This window comes from Actinosynnema sp. NPDC059335 (genome assembly GCF_042752395.1).
GTDB lineage: Bacteria > Actinomycetota > Actinomycetes > Mycobacteriales > Pseudonocardiaceae > Actinosynnema.
Window position 1 is genome coordinate 1 of record NZ_JBHYXZ010000098.1, and the last position, 16,702, is coordinate 16,702.

At 75.1% G+C, this 16,702-nt stretch carries 14 protein-coding genes; 4 read left to right on the forward strand and 10 right to left on the reverse strand.

Annotated features, from left to right (window positions below):
• Window positions 1–410: adenosylhomocysteinase (locus ACFXGA_RS26650; RefSeq protein ID WP_378092285.1), on the reverse strand; the 410-nt coding region annotated here is incomplete at its 3' end.
• A 130-nt stretch (window positions 411–540) separates the two neighbouring features.
• On the opposite strand from ACFXGA_RS26650, the gene ACFXGA_RS26655 reads away from it, so the two are divergent.
• The gene (locus ACFXGA_RS26655; protein WP_378092287.1) at window positions 541–2,919 is read left to right on the forward strand and encodes a hypothetical protein; all 2,379 of its coding nucleotides are present in this window, start codon (window positions 541–543) and stop codon (window positions 2,917–2,919) included.
• Here ACFXGA_RS26655 and ACFXGA_RS26660 read toward each other — a convergent pair.
• Entirely contained in the window at window positions 2,897–4,165 is a 1,269-nt protein-coding gene (locus ACFXGA_RS26660; RefSeq protein ID WP_378092289.1) for a glutamate mutase L, read from the reverse strand. The genes ACFXGA_RS26655 and ACFXGA_RS26660 overlap by 23 nt on opposite strands.
• A gap of 108 nt (window positions 4,166–4,273) precedes the next feature.
• On the opposite strand from ACFXGA_RS26660, the gene ACFXGA_RS26665 reads away from it, so the two are divergent.
• Both ACFXGA_RS26665 and ACFXGA_RS26670 read left to right on the forward strand, forming a co-directional pair.
• Window positions 4,274–5,794, forward strand: coding sequence for an amino acid permease (locus ACFXGA_RS26665; RefSeq protein WP_378092291.1), 1,521 nt, complete (start codon window positions 4,274–4,276; stop codon window positions 5,792–5,794).
• A 10-nt stretch (window positions 5,795–5,804) separates the two neighbouring features.
• Window positions 5,805–7,004 carry a hypothetical protein gene (locus tag ACFXGA_RS26670; protein WP_378092293.1) on the forward strand — a complete coding sequence of 400 codons (1,200 nt, stop codon included), beginning with the start codon at window positions 5,805–5,807 and terminating at the stop codon, window positions 7,002–7,004.
• Here ACFXGA_RS26670 and ACFXGA_RS26675 read toward each other — a convergent pair.
• The 6 genes from ACFXGA_RS26675 to ACFXGA_RS26700 all read right to left on the reverse strand — a co-directional run bounded on the left by ACFXGA_RS26675 (window position 6,999) and on the right by ACFXGA_RS26700 (window position 12,270).
• Complete coding sequence (locus ACFXGA_RS26675) at window positions 6,999–7,919, reverse strand: cation diffusion facilitator family transporter (RefSeq protein ID WP_378092295.1); 921 nt, start codon at window positions 7,917–7,919, stop codon at window positions 6,999–7,001. The genes ACFXGA_RS26670 and ACFXGA_RS26675 overlap by 6 nt on opposite strands.
• Before the next feature lie 42 nt (window positions 7,920–7,961).
• Window positions 7,962–9,179 carry a mannose-6-phosphate isomerase, class I gene (gene manA, locus ACFXGA_RS26680; RefSeq protein ID WP_378092297.1) on the reverse strand — a complete coding sequence of 406 codons (1,218 nt, stop codon included), beginning with the start codon at window positions 9,177–9,179 and terminating at the stop codon, window positions 7,962–7,964.
• Window positions 9,180–9,183: 4 nt separating this feature from the next.
• The gene (locus ACFXGA_RS26685; RefSeq protein ID WP_378092299.1) at window positions 9,184–10,260 is read right to left on the reverse strand and encodes an SIS domain-containing protein; all 1,077 of its coding nucleotides are present in this window, start codon (window positions 10,258–10,260) and stop codon (window positions 9,184–9,186) included.
• 6 nt (window positions 10,261–10,266) lie between these two features.
• Window positions 10,267–10,464 (reverse strand): Trm112 family protein, encoded by a 198-nt coding sequence (locus ACFXGA_RS26690; RefSeq protein ID WP_367138834.1) that lies wholly within the window; start codon window positions 10,462–10,464, stop codon window positions 10,267–10,269.
• Between the two features lie 5 nt (window positions 10,465–10,469).
• On the reverse strand, window positions 10,470–11,822 hold the full coding sequence (locus ACFXGA_RS26695; protein ID WP_378092339.1) for a phosphomannomutase/phosphoglucomutase: 1,353 nt from the start codon (window positions 11,820–11,822) through the stop codon (window positions 10,470–10,472).
• A gap of 88 nt (window positions 11,823–11,910) precedes the next feature.
• A complete protein-coding gene (locus ACFXGA_RS26700; protein ID WP_378092301.1) occupies window positions 11,911–12,270 on the reverse strand; it encodes a DUF3499 domain-containing protein in 360 nt (119 codons plus the stop codon).
• A gap of 161 nt (window positions 12,271–12,431) precedes the next feature.
• Here ACFXGA_RS26700 and ACFXGA_RS26705 point away from each other — a divergent pair, with 161 nt between their 5' ends.
• Entirely contained in the window at window positions 12,432–12,872 is a 441-nt protein-coding gene (locus tag ACFXGA_RS26705; protein ID WP_378092303.1) for a metallopeptidase family protein, read from the forward strand.
• A gap of 92 nt (window positions 12,873–12,964) precedes the next feature.
• Here ACFXGA_RS26705 and ACFXGA_RS26710 read toward each other — a convergent pair whose 3' ends face one another.
• Together ACFXGA_RS26710 and ACFXGA_RS26715 are read right to left on the reverse strand one after the other, a co-directional pair.
• Window positions 12,965–16,255, reverse strand: a complete 3,291-nt coding sequence (locus ACFXGA_RS26710) for a glycosyltransferase family 2 protein (protein WP_378092305.1) — start codon at window positions 16,253–16,255, stop codon at window positions 12,965–12,967.
• 69 nt (window positions 16,256–16,324) lie between these two features.
• Entirely contained in the window at window positions 16,325–16,630 is a 306-nt protein-coding gene (locus tag ACFXGA_RS26715; RefSeq protein WP_378092307.1) for a WhiB family transcriptional regulator, read from the reverse strand.
• Window positions 16,631–16,702: the final 72 nt, after the last annotated feature.

The following is a 16,702-nucleotide window of genomic DNA, read 5'->3' on the forward strand; positions in this document are numbered from 1 at the left end:
GGCCAGGTCAGCATCGACTCCGCGGTCCACCAGTACTCCTGGAGCGTCTCGCCCTTCCAGGCGAACACCGGCACGCCCCGCGGCTCCTCCACGGTCCCGTGCGGGCCCACCACCACCGCCGCGGCGGCGTGGTCCTGGGTGGAGAAGATGTTGCACGAGGCCCACCGGACCTCCGCGCCCAGGGCGACCAGCGTCTCGATCAGCACCGCCGTCTGCACGGTCATGTGCAGCGAACCGGAGATCCGCGCGCCCTTGAGCGGGTAGACCTCCGAGTACTCGCGGCGCAGCGCCATCAGGCCGGGCATCTCGTGCTCGGCCAGCCGGATCTCCTTGCGGCCGAACTCGGCCAGGGAGAGGTCCGCCACGGCGAAGTCGATGCCGTTGCGGGTCTGGAGCCTCTCGGCGGTCATCGCGTGCTCCTCCATCTCGGGTAGGACGAACCGACACTACCGCCCGCCACGCCGGGCCACGGAGGTCGGCGGCAACTGCGCACCGATGGACCAGTATGGCGAAGCTGACACCAGGTTCGCGGGAGGATTGGTGCTGATTCCCGGCCCCGACACACGGGTGGTCGAACTGCGGGTGCACGGCGTGCAGGGCACGACCCCGCAGTCGTTGGTCGACGCGGTGGCGGCGGTGGACGTGGCGGGCGACGGGCTCGGCCGCCTGGTCCGCCCGGCCGACCGGCTCCGCAGACCGGCGCCCGGCCCGGTGCTCCAGGCCGCGGGCCGCCCGGTGCCGCGGGTCGTCGAGGGCTACGTGTGGGGCCGGATGACCTCGGGCGGCTGGGCCAAGGCGACGTGGGCGCTGCTGTTCCCGTTCTCGCTGGCCAACGTCGCCCACTGGATGCTGCCGCCCACCCCGGCCGGGTCGACGCCCGCGCACCTGCTCGGCATCGGGCTGCGCGCGTTGCTCCGGTTGGCGGCGCTGCTGCTGACCGTGCTGCTGATCGCCCAACTGGAGGTGATCAGCCTCGACCTGGTCGCCGCGCAGTGCCTCGCGCCGGGCGCGGCGTGCCGGTGGAGCGGCCCGTCGTGGCTGGGCACCACGCCGTGGGTGCGCGCCGCGGTGGGCCTCGGGCCGATCGCGCTGGCCGTGCTGGTGCTGCACCGCATGTCCAGTGTGGACTGGCGGATCGAGCGCAAGGAGGTGCCCGCGGCCGGCGCGCCGGGGTCCGGGCTGCCCGGCGCGCACGTGGCCACCGACCCGGACACGCCCGCGCTGCGGGTGCTGCACGTGGTCGCGGCCCTGGGCACGGCCGTGGTGGTCGCGCTGGGCGGTCCGGCGGGGCCCCTGCTCGCGCCGGGCGCGCACGGCGTGGCGATCGCGGCGTGCCGGGTGCTCGGGATCGCGCTGGTCGCGGTCGCGGCGCTGGGCGCGATGCTGCTGGACGACCCGACGGGCGGCGCGCCGCACCGGGGCGGCCGGTGGCTGCGGGCGGCGCTGGGCCGCGGGCCGCGACGCGTGCTGCACCTCGTCGCGTGGCTGTCGTTGCTGGTCACGGCCGCGTTGCTGGTCCGGTTGCCGCCAGAGCTGCCCGGTGCGGACCTGGCCGTGCAGATGGTGGCGGCGCTGCTGGCGCTGGTGTGCGTGCTGATCGCGGCGCTGCTGGCGCCGGCCGCGCTGCTGGCCCGGCGCACGTGGTCGGCGCAGCCGCGGGACCTGCGGCCGTGGGCGGGCGGCTGGATGGCCGCGCCGGTGGTGGCGGTGTCCGCGCTGCTGGGCGGCGGGTTCGGCGCGGGCGTGGCGCTGGCCGCGCAGCGCGTGCTCGGGCACGGCGTGCTGCCGCGCGGGTACGACTACATCGCGCTGCTGTGGGGCGTGGCCGGGGTGCTGGGGTTCCTGGCCGGGGCGGCGATGGCGGCCACCACCGGGATGGTGCGGTGGAGTTCGCTGCGGCGGGAGAAGGAGTGGGCGCGCGAAGCGGCCCTGCTGCACGCCGGGCGCGGCCGGGACGCGAAGCGCGCCGCGCGGGCGTGGTGGTGGGCGCGGTGGCAGCGCCGGCACAGCCACCACGTCGTGCTGGTCATGTCGTCGGTGCCGGCGGTCGGTGCGGCCCCCGCGGCGGTGCTGCGGCTGCGCGAGGTCGACCCGCCCGCGTGGGCGCGGCCGGTCGTCGCGTTCGGCGTGCTCGTGCTGGCCGTGCTGGCGCTGTCGCTGCTGCGCGCGGTGTACCTGGCCGCGCGGCGGCCGGACAAGGCCAGGCAGGTCGGCGTGCTGGCGGACCTGGCCGCGTTCTGGCCGCGCGAGGCGCACCCCGTGGTGCCGCCGTGCTACGCGTTGAAGGTCGTGCCCGAGCTGGTGGCGCGGGTGCGGGAGCACCTGGCCGACCCCGGCACGCGGGTCGTGCTGGCCGGGCACAGCCAGGGCAGCCTGCTCGCGGCCGTGGCGGCGGCGCGGCTGCTGGAGGAGCTGCCCCCGCACGACGCGGAACGCCTGGGCCTGGTCACGGCGGGGTCGCAGCTCCAGTGGGCGTACCCGCGGGCGTTCCCGGCGGTGGTGCCGCACGACTCGTTGGCGAAGCTGGCCGGGGGCCTGTCCGGGCGGTGGCGCGCGCTGTGCCGCGGCACGGACCCGCTGGGCGGCGCGGTGACGACGTGGAACCGGCAGGTGTTCGACGGGATGCTGCTGGGCGCGGGCTTCCGGGCCGACGGCACGTCGGGGGCGCTGCCGCCCGCGTCGCGGGGCCCGACGGGCGCGCTGGTGCTCGGCGGCGACCACTGGCTGCCGGACCCGCAGCGCGGGCCGTTCCCGGGTCGGCGGTGGGCGCCGGGCGTGAACCGGCACGCGGACTACACCTCCGACCCCGAGTGGGACCGGGCGATCGCGATCGCGGCCGGGCTGGAGGGCGTGACGCCGCCCGCGCCCGTGCTGCCCACCGCGCGGCAGGCGCCGGTCAGCTCCCCGGAATGGACGTGAGCAGGCGGTCGGCCGCGGCCGTGCGGCCCGCGCCGGCGAGCAGGCCGGCCGGGGCGAGCACGTAGTCGCGGTCGACCGCGACGGCGGCGGTGCGCAGGAACGGGCGCAGCACGGGGTCGGCGCGCAGCACCCGCTCGACGTCCGCAGTGGACTCGGCGTGCCGGAACACGCCACCGGACAGCACCAGCAGGCCCGCGCCCTTCGGCCCCAGCCGGCCGTCGACCAGCCTGAGGTGGCGGCGGACGGCCAGCACGGCGGCGAGCGCGGCCAGCCGCCGGTCCACCGCCGGGTCGTCGGGCAGCCAGGTCACGTCGGCGGCGCGGGCGGCGGCCTCCTCCTCCAGCACGGCGGCCTCGGCCTTGTCGACCAGCTTCTCCGCGACCGCCTCGGCCACCACGCCCGGCGCGGACCAGCGCAGGCCCAGGTCGCCCTCGACGGTGCGGCGGTCCGGCGGCAGCGCGACCACCCGCTCCGGGCCATCCACAGTGGACACGGCCGAGTAGACGTCGGTGGTCGCGCCGCCGACGTCCACCACGAGCACCGCGCCCTCCCGGTCCTGCCGGGCCAGCCGCGACACGCCCGCCAGCACCGCGTCCGGCGTGACCGCGCGGACGAGCCCGCGGAACCGGCGGCCGCGGGACAGGCCCTTGCCCCCGATCACGTGCTCCAGGAACACCTCGCGGATCGCCGCGCGGGCCGGGCCCGGCGCGAGTTCGCCCACGTCCGGCAGCACGTTCGCGGTCCGCACCACGGTCCGGCCCGCCAGCAGCCCGGCCGCCTCCGGCTGGGCCTCGACGTTGCCCGCGAGCACGATCGGGCAGGCGAGGCGGTTCGCGCCGAGCCGGCGGGCGTTGTGCAGCAGCACCGACGCGTCGCCGCCGTCCGTGCCGCCGACCAGCAGCACCAGGTCCGGCGCGGCCGCGCGCAGCGCCCGGACGCCCGCGCCGTCCAGCGGGCCGGCCGAGACGTGCACCACCTTCGCGCCCGCCGACAACGCCACCCGGTACCCGGCCTCGGCGCTGACCAGCCGTTCCTGCCCCACGACCGCGAGCCGCAGGCCGCCGCCCGCCGACGAGCACGCCAACGTGCCCCCCGAGGGGTTTAGCGCACCCGTGACCGCGTCAATACCTCGGAGCACCTCGGGCGGGGTGGTCGGGTGCTGCGCGGTGCCCAGCAACTCCCCGTCCTCCGACACGAGGGCGCCCTTGGTCCACGTCGAGCCGATGTCGAGGCAGAGCACCGTCATGGCGGCGAAACTACCGGCGCCGCCGGATGTCGGCGCCCACCTCTAGGCTGAACGGACCAGTCGGACGGGCCGTCCGCGGACCAGCGGCCACCACCACAGGAGGCGAGCGTGCCAGGCAACGGGCTGTGGCGCACCAAGACGATCGAGCAGTCGATCGCGGACACCGACGAGCCGGACACCAGACTGCGCCGGGACCTCACCGCGTGGGACCTGACGGTGTTCGGCGTCGCCGTGGTGATCGGCGCCGGCATCTTCACCCTCACCGCGTCCACGGCGGGCAACCTCGCGGGGCCGTCGGTGTCGCTGGCGTTCGTGCTGGCGGCGGTGGCCTGCGCGCTCGCCGCGCTGTGCTACGCGGAGTTCGCCTCCACCGTGCCGGTGGCGGGCAGCGCGTACACGTTCTCGTACGCGACCTTCGGCGAGTTCATGGCCTGGATCATCGGCTGGGACCTGGTGCTGGAGTTCGCGGTCGGCGCGGCGGCGGTGGCCAAGGGCTGGTCGCTGTACCTCCAGACGGTGCTGGGCCAGCTCGGCGTGTCGGTGAAGACCACCGCCTCGGTCGGCGGCGTCGACGTGGACTGGGGGTCGCTGCTGCTGATCGGGGTGCTGACCGTGCTGCTGGTGCTCGGCACCAAGCTGTCGTCGCGGGTCAGCGCGGTGATCACGGCGGTGAAGGTGGCCGTCGTGCTGCTGGTCATCGTGCTCGGGATCGGGTACGTCAAGGCGGCGAACTACAGCCCGTACATCCCGCCCGCCGAGTCCGGCGGCACCACCGGGCACGGGTTGGAGCAGTCGCTGTTCTCCCTGCTCACCGGCTCCGAGGGCAGCACCTACGGGGTGCTGGGGCTGCTGGCCGCCGCGTCGCTGGTGTTCTTCGCGTTCATCGGGTTCGACGTGGTCGCGACGACCGCCGAGGAGACCCGCAACCCGCAGCGCGCCGTGCCGCGCGGCATCCTCGGGTCGCTGGCCATCGTCACGGTGCTGTACGTGGCGGTGTCGCTGGTGGTGACCGGCATGCTGCCGTACGACCAGCTGAAGACGCAGCCGGACGGCACGCGGGCGACGCTCGCGACGGCGTTCTCGGCCAACGGCGTGGACTGGGCGGCCACGGTGATCTCGATCGGCGCGCTGGCCGGCCTCACCACGGTCGTGATGGTGCTGATGCTGGGCCAGTCGCGGGTGCTGTTCGCGATGTCCCGCGACGGCCTGCTGCCGCGCGGCCTGGCCCGCACCGGCAAGCACGGCACCCCGTTCCGGATCACGATCGTCATCGGCGTGCTGGTCGCGCTCGCGGCGGGCTTCTTCCCGGCGGGCAAGCTGGAGGAGATGGTGAACGTCGGCACGCTGTTCGCGTTCATCCTGGTGTCGGCGGGCGTGCTGGTGCTGCGCAAGACCCGCCCGGACCTGCCGCGCGGCTTCCGCGTGCCGTTCGTGCCCGTGGTGCCGGTGCTCGCGATCCTCGCCTGCCTGTGGCTGATGCTGAACCTGACCGCGCTGACCTGGGTCCGGTTCCTGGTGTGGATGGCGCTGGGCGTGGTCGTGTACTTCGCCTACAGCCGGCGGCACTCGCTGCTCGGCCGCCGGGGCGGCGCCGCCGTGCCCGTGGTGGAGCGGGACGAGATTCCGTAGCGTCGGGCGCGTGCCCGACCCGGTGCGCATCGAGATGTCCGGCGAGGCGACCGCGGTCGTCCAGGCCGGGTCGATCGTGGGCGGCGTGCACGTGCACGCGCGGCACGCCGCCCCCTCGCCGTCCCGGCCGATCACCGGGTGGCACCCGTTCGACCTGGACGTGCACCGGGCGGTCGCGGTCGGCGGCGCGGGCCTCCCGGACCTGCCGGCGTACCTGCCGCGCGAGCACGACCGGGAGCCGGCCGCGGTGCTCGCGGCGAAGCGCACCGCGATGGTGGTGCTGACCGGCGAGTCGTCCACGGGCAAGACCCGCGCGCTGTACGAGGCGGTCACCGCCGAGCCGGCCACGTGGCCGCTGCTCCACCCCCGCACGGCCGAGTACCTGCTGCACGTACTGGCGAACGGCGTCGAGCCCGGCACCGTCCTGTGGCTCGACGAGACCCAGAACCACCTGCTCGACACCCACGGCGAACGCGCCGCCGCCGCGCTGCGCACCCTGCTCGAACTGCCCGGCCCGTTCGTGGTCGTGGGCACCCTGTGGCCGCAGTACCGGTCCACCCTGACCGGCCCGAACCAGCCGCAGGCCCGCGCCCTGCTCCACCACCGCGTCACGCGGATCCGGGTCGCCAAGCGGTTCACCGCCGCCCAGATGGCCGCCACCCCGACCGACCCCCGGCCGGCGGAGGCCGGTCACCCGCCGACCGAACGGCTGCTGGCCGCCCTGGTCGACCGGGACGAGGACGAGTTGGCGATCAAGCTGGCCATCGGCGCGACCGCGGCGGAGTCGCTGGTGCGCGTGCTGGTGTCGAAGGGCAAGCGCGCCCGGGCCATCCGGCTCCTGCGCGACGGGTTCATCGAGCCGAGCGAACGACTCGTGTTCCACCGGCAAGTCCTGCCGGCGGACCTCCTGGCCGACGAAGGCCGCTGGGACGAGGCGTTGGAGCCGGCGAAGGGCGAGCACCGGGCGCAGGAGTGGATCCCGAAGCGGCTGGCCCTGGCGGGCAACCTCGACAAGTTGCGCGCCTTGGCCGACGCCGGCTCCGGCCACGCCGGGAAGGAGCCGGCCGCGCTGCTCGCCGAACGCGGCCGGCACGGGGAACTGCTCGACCGGACGCGGAGGGGCGACGAGCACTGCGCGCAGCGGCTCGTCGCCCTCGCCCACGAGGGGAAGGTGCCGAACGGCGAGCGGTTGCTCGCCGAAGGGCTATGACTTGGCCAGCGACCGGTCCAGGTCCGGCTCCAGGTAGATCAGCCGGGCCGCCGGCACCTTGTTCCGCACGCGCAGCTCGGCGGCGTCGATGGCCTCCGCCACCTCGGTCACCGACAGCCCCGGGTTCAGCGCGATCTTCGCCGCCACCAGCAGCTCGTCCGGCCCGATGTACTGCGTCTTGATGTGGATGACCCGCTGCACCTTGCCCGCCGCCAGCTCGTCCACGATCACGTCCAGCTCGGCGGGCGCCGCGCCCTCGCCGATCAGCAGCGACTTCATCTCGATGATCAGGATGATCGCGATCACGCCCAGCAGCGCGCCGATGCAGATCGTGCCGATGGCGTCCCACACCGGGTCGCCGGTCAGCGTCGACAGCCCGACCCCCATCAGCGCCAGCACCAGGCCGAACAGCGCGCCCGCGTCCTCCAGCAGCACGACCGGCAGCTCCGGCACCTTCGACTGCCGGATGAACTGCCACCAGGTCGCGTCGCCCTTGATCGCCTTCGACTCCACGATCGCGGTGCGGAAGCTGTAGGACTCCAGGCCGATCGCGACCACCAGGATGATCACCGCGACGATCGGGCTGCTCAGCTCCTCGTGCGCCTCCAGCTTGTGGATGCCCTCGTACAGGGCGAACACCGAACCGAGGCTGAACAGCAGCAACGCCACCACGAACGAGTAGAAGTACCGGTCGCGGCCGAACCCGAACGGGTGGTTCAAGGTCGCCTTGCGACGCGACGTCTTCTGCCCCAGGAGCAGCAAGCCCTGGTTGGACGTGTCCGCGACCGAGTGCACCGACTCGGCCAGCATGGACGACGATCCGGTGATCAGGAAGCCCACGAACTTCGCCGCGGCGATCCCGGCGTTGGCCACCAGCGCGGCGATGATCGCCTTGGTCCCGCCCCCTGCTGACACGGTTGCTCCCTCAGCGCACAGGTCCGAATTGTCGGTGTGACCCTACTCAACGCCGGGGGTTGCCCGGAAAAGCTGGGTGTCAACCTCGGCGGTGATCATCGCGGCCGGATCGCTCGCGGGCAACCACACGGACTGGCCCCGGTTCAGCTCCAGCACCTCGTCGCCGGTCGACAGCCGCGCCCGGCCCCGCGTGCAGAGCAGGATCTGCGGACCGCTGTGGTCCACCCGGACCCGCGTGCCCGGCCCGACCTCGATCCGGGACAGCTCGAACTCCGGGCACGGCGTCCGGTACGCCCACAGGCCGGGCGAGGTCTCCTCCCCCGTCTGCACGGGCATGTCGCCGCACCGGAAGTCCAGCACGCGCATCAGCTCCGGCACGTCCACGTGCTTGGGCGTCAACCCGCACCGCAGCACGTTGTCGGAATTCGCGAGGATCTCCACGCCCGTGCCGTGCAGGTAGGCGTGCAGGTTGCCGGCGGGCAGGTAGATCGCCTCGCCCGGCTGGAGCACCAGCCGGTTGAGCAGCAGCGCGGCCAGCACGCCCGCGTCGCCGGGGTACGCCTCGCCCAGCTCCAGGACCGTGCGGCACTCCAGGTCGAACTCGCCGTGCTCCTTCACGTGCAGCACGCACGCGTCCAGCACCTGCGGCAGCAGCATGTCCAGCGCCGTCTGCGGCAGCGTGATGAGGGTGGTGAACAGGGCGCGCAGGCCGTTGCCGTCCGGCTGGGCGGCCAGCAGCTCGGCGTACGGGGCGAAGTCCGGCGCGTCCAGCGACCGCAGCAGCGCCACCGTGCGGGCGGGGTCGCGGAACCCGGCCAGCGCGTGGAACTCGGTCAACGCGCAGATCAGCTCCGGCTTCGCGGACGGGTCCTTGTAGTTGCGGATCGGCGAGTCGATCGGCACGCCCGCCGCGTCCTCGGCGGCGAACCCGTTCGCGGCCTGCTCGGCCGACGGGTGCGCCTGCAGGCTCAGCGGCTCGTCCGCGGCCAGCACCTTGAGCAGGAACGGCAGCCTGCTGCCCCAGCGGTCGGCGTGCCGGGCGCCGAGCTGTCCCTCCGGGTCGTCGGCGAGGAGGTCGAGCAGCGACCGCGCCTCGCCGTCCGGCCCGACGAGCCGCGACGGGTCGCCGGGGTGCGCGCCCATCCACAGCTCGGCCTCGGGGTGGGGGGTCGGCACCTCCTTGCCGAGCAGCTCGGCGATGGCCGTGCGCGATCCCCACGCGTACGCCCGCACCGCGTTGTGCAGCAGGTCCACAGTCATCCCCTCACACGGCCGGCGCGTACAGCCCGGGTCCGCCCAGCGTGCCCGCCGCCAGCCCCAGGTACAGCGCGGCCAGCTCGAACCGCAAGGCGAGCAGCGCGGCACACACGGCCTCGCCGCCGCCGACCTCCTCGGCCGGTTCGAGCACGTCGGCCCCGGACAAGGTCTCCATCGCGACCCGCCGGGCGAACTCGGCCTGCGGGCCCCGGCGCACGGCCACCAGCAGCACGCGGACCAGGCCGTCGTGCTCGTCGTCCGGGTCGGCGAACAGGTCCGCGCCCGACGTGCCGTGCACCGCCCGGCGGTGCAGCACCGACCGGGTCAGGGCCTGAGGATAGCCGGCCACGTCGCTCACCACGCCCGCGTAGGTCGCGAGCACGCCCGCGCCGTGCGCGGCCACCGCCGTGGCCAGGTCGTCCAGGCCCCACAGCAGCGGGGTGCGCTCCGCCACCCGCAACGCCAGCGTCTTCGCCGGGTTGACGAACGGCTCGTGCACCGGGTGGCAGCGCTCCGCCTCGCGGTCCAGCTCGTCCGCGACCGCCTGCACGTCCACGTCGAGCAGGCCCAGCGCGTTCAGCGCCACGACCCACGCGGCGAACCCGCGGGCGAAGCCGAAGCCCTGCGGCACCGGCACCCGCGGCGGGATGAGCAGCGCGTGCTGCGCGGCCGACGCGGCCACCGGGCCGTCCGGCTCGGCGGTCAGCAGCACGCGCGCGCCGCGCCGGGCCACCCGGTCCACCGCCTCGGCCATCCGCACGTCGCCCGGATCCTCGGTGTGCGCGAGGACCACGTCCAGCGCGCCCACCCACGTCGGCACCTCGTCGGCCACCACGACCGGCACCGGGCAGCGCGGTCCGAGCAGCGCGGTCACCACCCCGGCGATCGCGCCGCCGACGCCGGGCCGCGTGACCAGCACCAACGCCCGCGGGCGGTCCTGGAACACCCGCTCGACGCCGAGTTCGGCGGCCGCCTCCGCGGTCGCCCGGACCTGCGCGCCCGCCCGTGCGGCGGCGCGCAGCAGCCCTTCCCGGTCGGCGTCGATGAGCCGGGACTGGTCGTCGAGCAGGCTGTCGTCAAGCACCCGAACTCACCCGGCCGTCGGCTCGACAGCCTCGTCCAGCAGCAGCACCGGGATGCCGTCCCGGACCGGGAACGACCGGCCGCACGAGGTGCAGGTCAGGTAGTCCGCCAGCGGGTCGGCGGGGGTGCCGACCCGCAGCGGGGCGTGCTCGGGGCACGGGCAGGCCAGGATCTCCAGCAACTGCGCGTCCAGTTGGACTGCCACGGCGCTCATCCCCTCACGATCGCCAGGACCTCGTCGCGCAACGCGGCGACCGAGGCCGCGTCGGCGGCTTCGACGTTGAGCCGGAGCAGCGGCTCGGTGTTGGAGGCACGGAGGTTGAACCAGGAGCCGTCCGGCAGGTTCACCGTGAGGCCGTCCAGCTCGTCGAGCTCGACGCCCTCGCGGCCGCCGAACTCGGCCTTGATCGCGGCCAGCCTGCCCTGCTGGTCGGCCACCGTGGAGTTGATCTCGCCCGACGCCGCGTAACGCGAGTAGTCGCTGGTCAGGGCGGACAGCGTGCCGTCCTGCTCACCGAGCGCGGCCAGCACGTGCAGCGCGGCCAGCATGCCCGTGTCGGCACGCCAGAAGTCGCGGAAGTAGTAGTGGGCGGAGTGCTCGCCGCCGAAGATGGCCCCCGTCTTGGCCATCTCCTCCTTGATGAAGGAGTGGCCGACGCGGGTGCGCACCGGCACGCCGCCGTGCTCGCGGACGATCTCCGGCACGGCGTGCGAGGTGATCAGGTTGTGGATGATCGTGCCGCCGGGGTCCTTGGCCAGCTCGCGCACGGCGACCAGGGCGGTGATGGCCGACGGGGACACCGGCTCGCCCCGCTCGTCCACGACGAAGCAGCGGTCGGCGTCGCCGTCGAACGCCACGCCCGCGTCCGCGCCCTCCCGGCGGACCCGTTCCTGCAGGTCCACGATGTTGGCCGGGTCCAGCGGGTTGGCCTCGTGGTTGGGGAAGTTGCCGTCCAGCTCGAAGTACATCGGGACGATCTCGATCGGCAGGCCCTCGAACACCTTCGGCACGGTGTGCCCGCCCATGCCGTTGCCCGCGTCCACCACGACCTTCAACGGCCGGCTGCCGCTCAGGTCGACCAGTTCCCGCAGGTAAGCGGCGTACTCGGTGAGCATGTCCTGCTCGGTGACCTTGCCCTTGGCCACGCCCTCGGCGTCCGGCACGCCCTGCTCGGCGTCCTCGCGGATCTGCGCCAGGCCGCTGTCCTGGCCGACCGGCGCGGCGCCCGGGCGGCACAGCTTGATGCCGTTGTACTTGGCCGGGTTGTGGCTCGCGGTGAACATCGCGCCGGGCAGGTCGAGCTTGCCGGAGGCGAAGTACAGCATGTCGGTGCTGGCCAGGCCGATGCTGACCACGTCGACGCCCTGCGCGGTGACGCCCTCGGCGAAGGCCGCCGCGAGACCGGGCGACGAGTCGCGCATGTCGTGCCCGATCACCACGGCGGGGCCGCCGACCAGGCGGGCGAAGGCGGCGCCGAAGTCACGGACGACGTCGGCGTCGAGCTGCTCACCGACGACACCGCGGATGTCGTAAGCCTTGACGATGCCGGACAGATCGCGCACGGCCACACTCCCAAGTTGGCTCTTGACACTGCCCTGGGAAGCCTACCGGCGCGCGCGGGGGCGTCGTGCCCGGTCGCTGAGTCTGCGTTCAGTCCTCGTTGGGATCGGGCAGAACCCGCAGGTGGCCACGCCGGACGGTGCCCGCGGGCAGCTCCGGCAGCTCGACCGGCGGGGTGGCGCGGCCCGCCTCCCGGACGGCCTCGGCCAGCGCCGTCAGGTCGTCCACGGTCGGCTCGGGGGCCCGGAACTCGCCCTGGTGCCGGACGACCTCCCAGCCGCGCGGCGCGGTGAGGCGCAGGGCGTGCTCCTCGCAGAGGTCGTAGGAGTGCGGTTCGGAGTACGTCGCCAGGGGTCCCACGACGGCGGTGGAGTCCGCATAGGCGTACGTGAGCGTGGCGACTGCCGGGTTCGCGCACCCGGTTCGCGAGCACCGTCTCACGCTCCGCACGGCGGGGACGATATCGCGTCCCGCGCGGCGTGTGTTGGATTACCTCCGGCGCGGCGTTGGAGGTGGCGCCGCGGATCGGCGAGTTGCCTGGTCGCGGACGTCCGCGGCGGGGACGGGCGTACGGCGGCGGTCGCGGTGCAACTACCCTCTACCTCGTGGTGATGGCTCGGGGTTCACGGCGTCAGGGCGCTCCGCGGCGGCGCAACCGCGACCGGCACGGGCGGGGGTTGCGCGGCCCGCTCTACCCGGCCACGCTGCCGGCGGCGCGCAGCCGGGCGGAGCGGTTCGACGCGCTGGTGCTGGAGGCGCTGGAGCCGATCGAGGCGCGGTGGCGGACGGAGTTGACGCGGCTCGACGTGGCCGTGGACGACGTGCCGGACGTCCAGGGCGACGACGGCGACGTGGTCGAGGACGGCAACGTGCCGCTGGCGCGGCTGGTGCCGGCGGGCACGGACCGGCGGGCCCGCATCGTGCTGTACCGCCGGCCGCTGGAGGCGCGGGCGAAGGACGGCGCGGACCTGTCCGACCTGGTGCACGACGTGCTGGTGGAGCAGGTGGCCAACTACCTGGGCCTGGACCCGGACGTGATCGACGGCGAGTGACCCGAACGCTCAACTCGGGTGTTCCGAACGTAGGACACTCGCGTTCCGAACGTAGGACTCGCGCGTGAGTCCTACGTTCAGGTACCCCGAGTTCAACGCTCGGGGCGGCGGCGGGAGGGGATGGCGGTCAGCACGGTGAAGAGGGCCGCGGCCGCCTGGACCATCAGGAGCAGTTCGCGCAGGGTCGAGGAGACCTCCACGCGCACCTCCGAGGCCGTCGTCGGCACGGTCACGCCCACCAGGTGACCCCAGGCCCGCACGAGCGTCACCTCACGACCGTCCACCCACGCCCGCCAGCCCGGCTCCTCCTCCGCCGCCAGCACGAGCAACCGCCCCTCGGGCCCCTCCGACACCCGCACGGCCACCTCCGGCGGCGCGGCCTCGACCGGGGCGATGCCGGGCGCGCCCAGCTCCACGGGCGGGTCGCCGCCGGTCCGCGCCCGCCGCGCCAGCTCCGGCGACAGCAGCACGGCGTTGCCCGCCGCCAACTGCACCCGCAGCACCGGCCGCCCGTCCGACATCGACGGCGCCACGGCCACCAGGTCGCCCACCGCGTCCCGCAGCCGCTGCGCCGCCCGCAGGTCCGGCACCACGACGAACGCCACACCGGACGCCGCCGCCTGCGCCAACGCGACCCGCGCCGCCGACGGCGACCCGCCGGTCAGGTCGCGCGTCCACCGCTCCAACCGGGCGGTCGCCGTCGCCACCGGCACGTAGTCGTCGTCCCCGAACGCGGGCAGCCGCCCGGCGACCAACCGCGTCGGCGCGCCCAGCACCAGCACCGACCGCCCGGTCCGCGGCAGCTCCTGCGCCACCGTCTCCGGCAACCGGGCCGCGTCCGCCGTCAACGCGCCCGACCGCAGCCCGGCGAACCCCGCCGCGGCCAGCCCCAGCACCGACACGACCCCGAGCACCGACACCACCCGCCGCCACGGCACCGGCACCGCGTCCCGCCGGAACGCCGCCAGCACCACCCACAGCAGGCCCCACCCGACCAGCACCAGCGGCCCGCCGGTCCAGCCGTGCGTCGCGTCGCCGCCGGGCAGCGGCCGGACCGGCACGGTCCGCAGCACGATCACCGAGAGCCCGCCGAGCACCACCACCGCGAGCCCCGCCCACATCGACCGCGACGGCCGCAGCACCAGCGCGAACACCGCGAACGCGACCACCGCGAACCCGACGAACGGCACCGCGCCCGTCCCGCCCGGCCGCAGCGACAGCAGGTCCACCAGCCCCACGTGCGGCGACGCCACGAACGCGCCCACCCCGTGCAGCACCACGGACGGGTGCTGCAACACCACCGCGGGCCACGGCAGCAGCAACGCCATCGGCAGCAGCACGACCATGAACAACGACGCCACCCGCCGCCGCCCGTCGCCGGGCCGCCCCGGCACCACCACGAACCCGACCAGCGCCGCCACCGCCACCAGCCCGTGCACCAGCGGCGAGAACGCCCCCACCGCCGCCACCGCCAACGCCGTGCCCGACGCCACCGGCAGCCACGCCGCGCCCGCGCCACCCCGCAGCACCGACATCACCCCGGCGAACACCACCGGCGCGAGGACGTGCACCACGACCACGTCGAGCCGTCCCTGGCTCACCGCCGCCGTGGCCGCCGGCAGCAGCGCGTACGCCGCCGCCACGAACGCGCGCACGGGCCGCCGCACCGGCACCCGCCGTGACGCCACGTACGCCAGCAGCCCGGCCAGCGGCGCGTCGCCGAGGAACAGCACCGCCACCACCGCCGCGGGCGACCCGAGCAGCGCGCCGACCGTGCCCAGCACCGCCAGCGCGGCCGGCGCGGGCGCGGTCGTCCCGCCCGCCACCGGGTGCCAGGACGCCAGGTAGGACGACCAGGTGCTCGCCAGGTCGCCCACCGGCAGCAGCCGCCCGCCGCTCAGGTCGAGCCCGATCCGGGAGGCGTTGGCCAGCACCCCGACCACGGTCAGGCCCACCACCAGCAACAACGGCGGGCCGAGGAGCAGCGACCACAGCAACCGGGCCCGGTCCACCTCCACGAACACCAGGCCCGGCGACGCCGGCGCGGTGGCCCCGCGCGGCACGGGTGACGGTCGCGGCTTGGGCGAGGGCCGCAACGCCGGGGGCAGCGCCGCCTCCACCGGCACGGTCACCGCCGGACGGCGCAGCCCGCCGGTCGCGCGCACCGGGCGACGCCGGGACAGCACGCCGGCCGGCAGCGCCGACGGGCCGACCGCCGGACGCTCCACTTCGGACGGCAGCGACCACGTGCGCGGCCACGCCTCGTCCTCCGGCAGCCGGCCCAGCGCCAGGTCCGCCTCGACCCGCCGCCGGATCAGCGCGGCCGACGCGGCGCTGACCGCGTTGCGCAACCTGGTGACCCGACTGGTGAACAGGCCCCGCACGACCCCGTGCGCGGGCCGTGCGGCACGTCCGGCCACCAGCCCGGCCCGCCCGCTCAGCAGGTACCGCAACGCGCCCAGTTCGGCGTGCGCGTCGGAGAACCGCCGCAGCAGCAGGAACCCGAGGGCGCGCAGCACCGCGAGCACGGCGATCCGCGGCAGCCCCAGGACGAACGAGACCGTGCCGCAGTTGACCAGGAACGTGCGCAGCCCGTGCGCCCGGTCCACGCCACGCACGGCCGGCCCCGGCCGGGCCACCGCCGCGTCCAGCCGCCGCGTGCCGCGGGCCGCCGCCCGCGCGTGCCGCATCCGCGCCACGGGCACGGACAGCACGAGGTGGCCCGCGAGGTTGACGCGCCAGCCGAAGTCGATGTCGTCGCGCAGCAAGGGCATCGCGCGGTCGTAGCCGCCGACCTCCTCCCACACCGCGCGGCGCACCAGCGAGCCCGCCGACGGCACGGCCAGCGCCTCGGTGCTCTGCTGGAAGGACCCGGCGGACTCCACCCGGCCCATGCCGGTCTGCCGGTGGCCGGACGCGTCGGTCGACAGCCCGGCCTCCACCACCAGCCGCGGGTCGGCCCAGTCCAGGCTCAGCGGGCCCAGCACGGCCGCGGACGGCGACACCTCGGCCGCGGTCAGCAGCGCGGACAGGCAGTCCGGTTCGGGGGCGCAGTCGTCGTGCAGCAGCCACAGCCACGCGCCCGGGTCGCCCCAGCGACCCACGGCGTGCCCGACGGCGGCGTGCACGGCCGCGCCGAACCCCGTGCCGCGGGGCAGCGTCAGCACGCCGTCGATCACCCGATCGGGACCGGTGGCGGCTTCGGCGAGGAGCTTCGCGGTCCCGTCCACGGAACCCGTGTCGACCGCGATCACGTGCCGGGGGCGCGGCCGCTGGCGGCGCAGCGCCGAGAGCGCCGTGCCGAGCCACCGCTCGCCGTCGTGGCACACCAGCACCGCCAGCACGGGCGCGGTGCGCAGCCGCGGAGTGGCCCCGCTCGTCAAGTGCCGCTCCTCGTTGCTCCGACTACGCCGTGGGACGCCCACGGTAAGCCAGAGCGAGCGCGCGGGCGATCACCCGGCGCGCTTTTTGAGCTTCCTCCGCTCGCGCTCGGACAACCCGCCCCAGATGCCGAAGCGCTCGTCGTGCTGCAGGGCGTACTCCAGGCACTCGGAGCGCACCTCGCAGCCGAGGCAGATCCGCTTGGCCTCCCTGGTCGAGCCGCCCTTCTCCGGGAAGAACGCCTCCGGGTCGGTCTGCGCGCACAGGGCGCGCTCCTGCCAGTCCTGCTCGTCGGCCGCGTCGAACAGGTCGAGCACGACCGGCTCCGGTGCCGGGACGTCCCCGTCCACGATGCGACCCCCGTCGAATTCCTGCATAGTCCGCCTCCTCGCCTTCCGCTCTCCCCGGTTGGCGGACACCACTCGCCGTCCCCACAACGACGAATGACA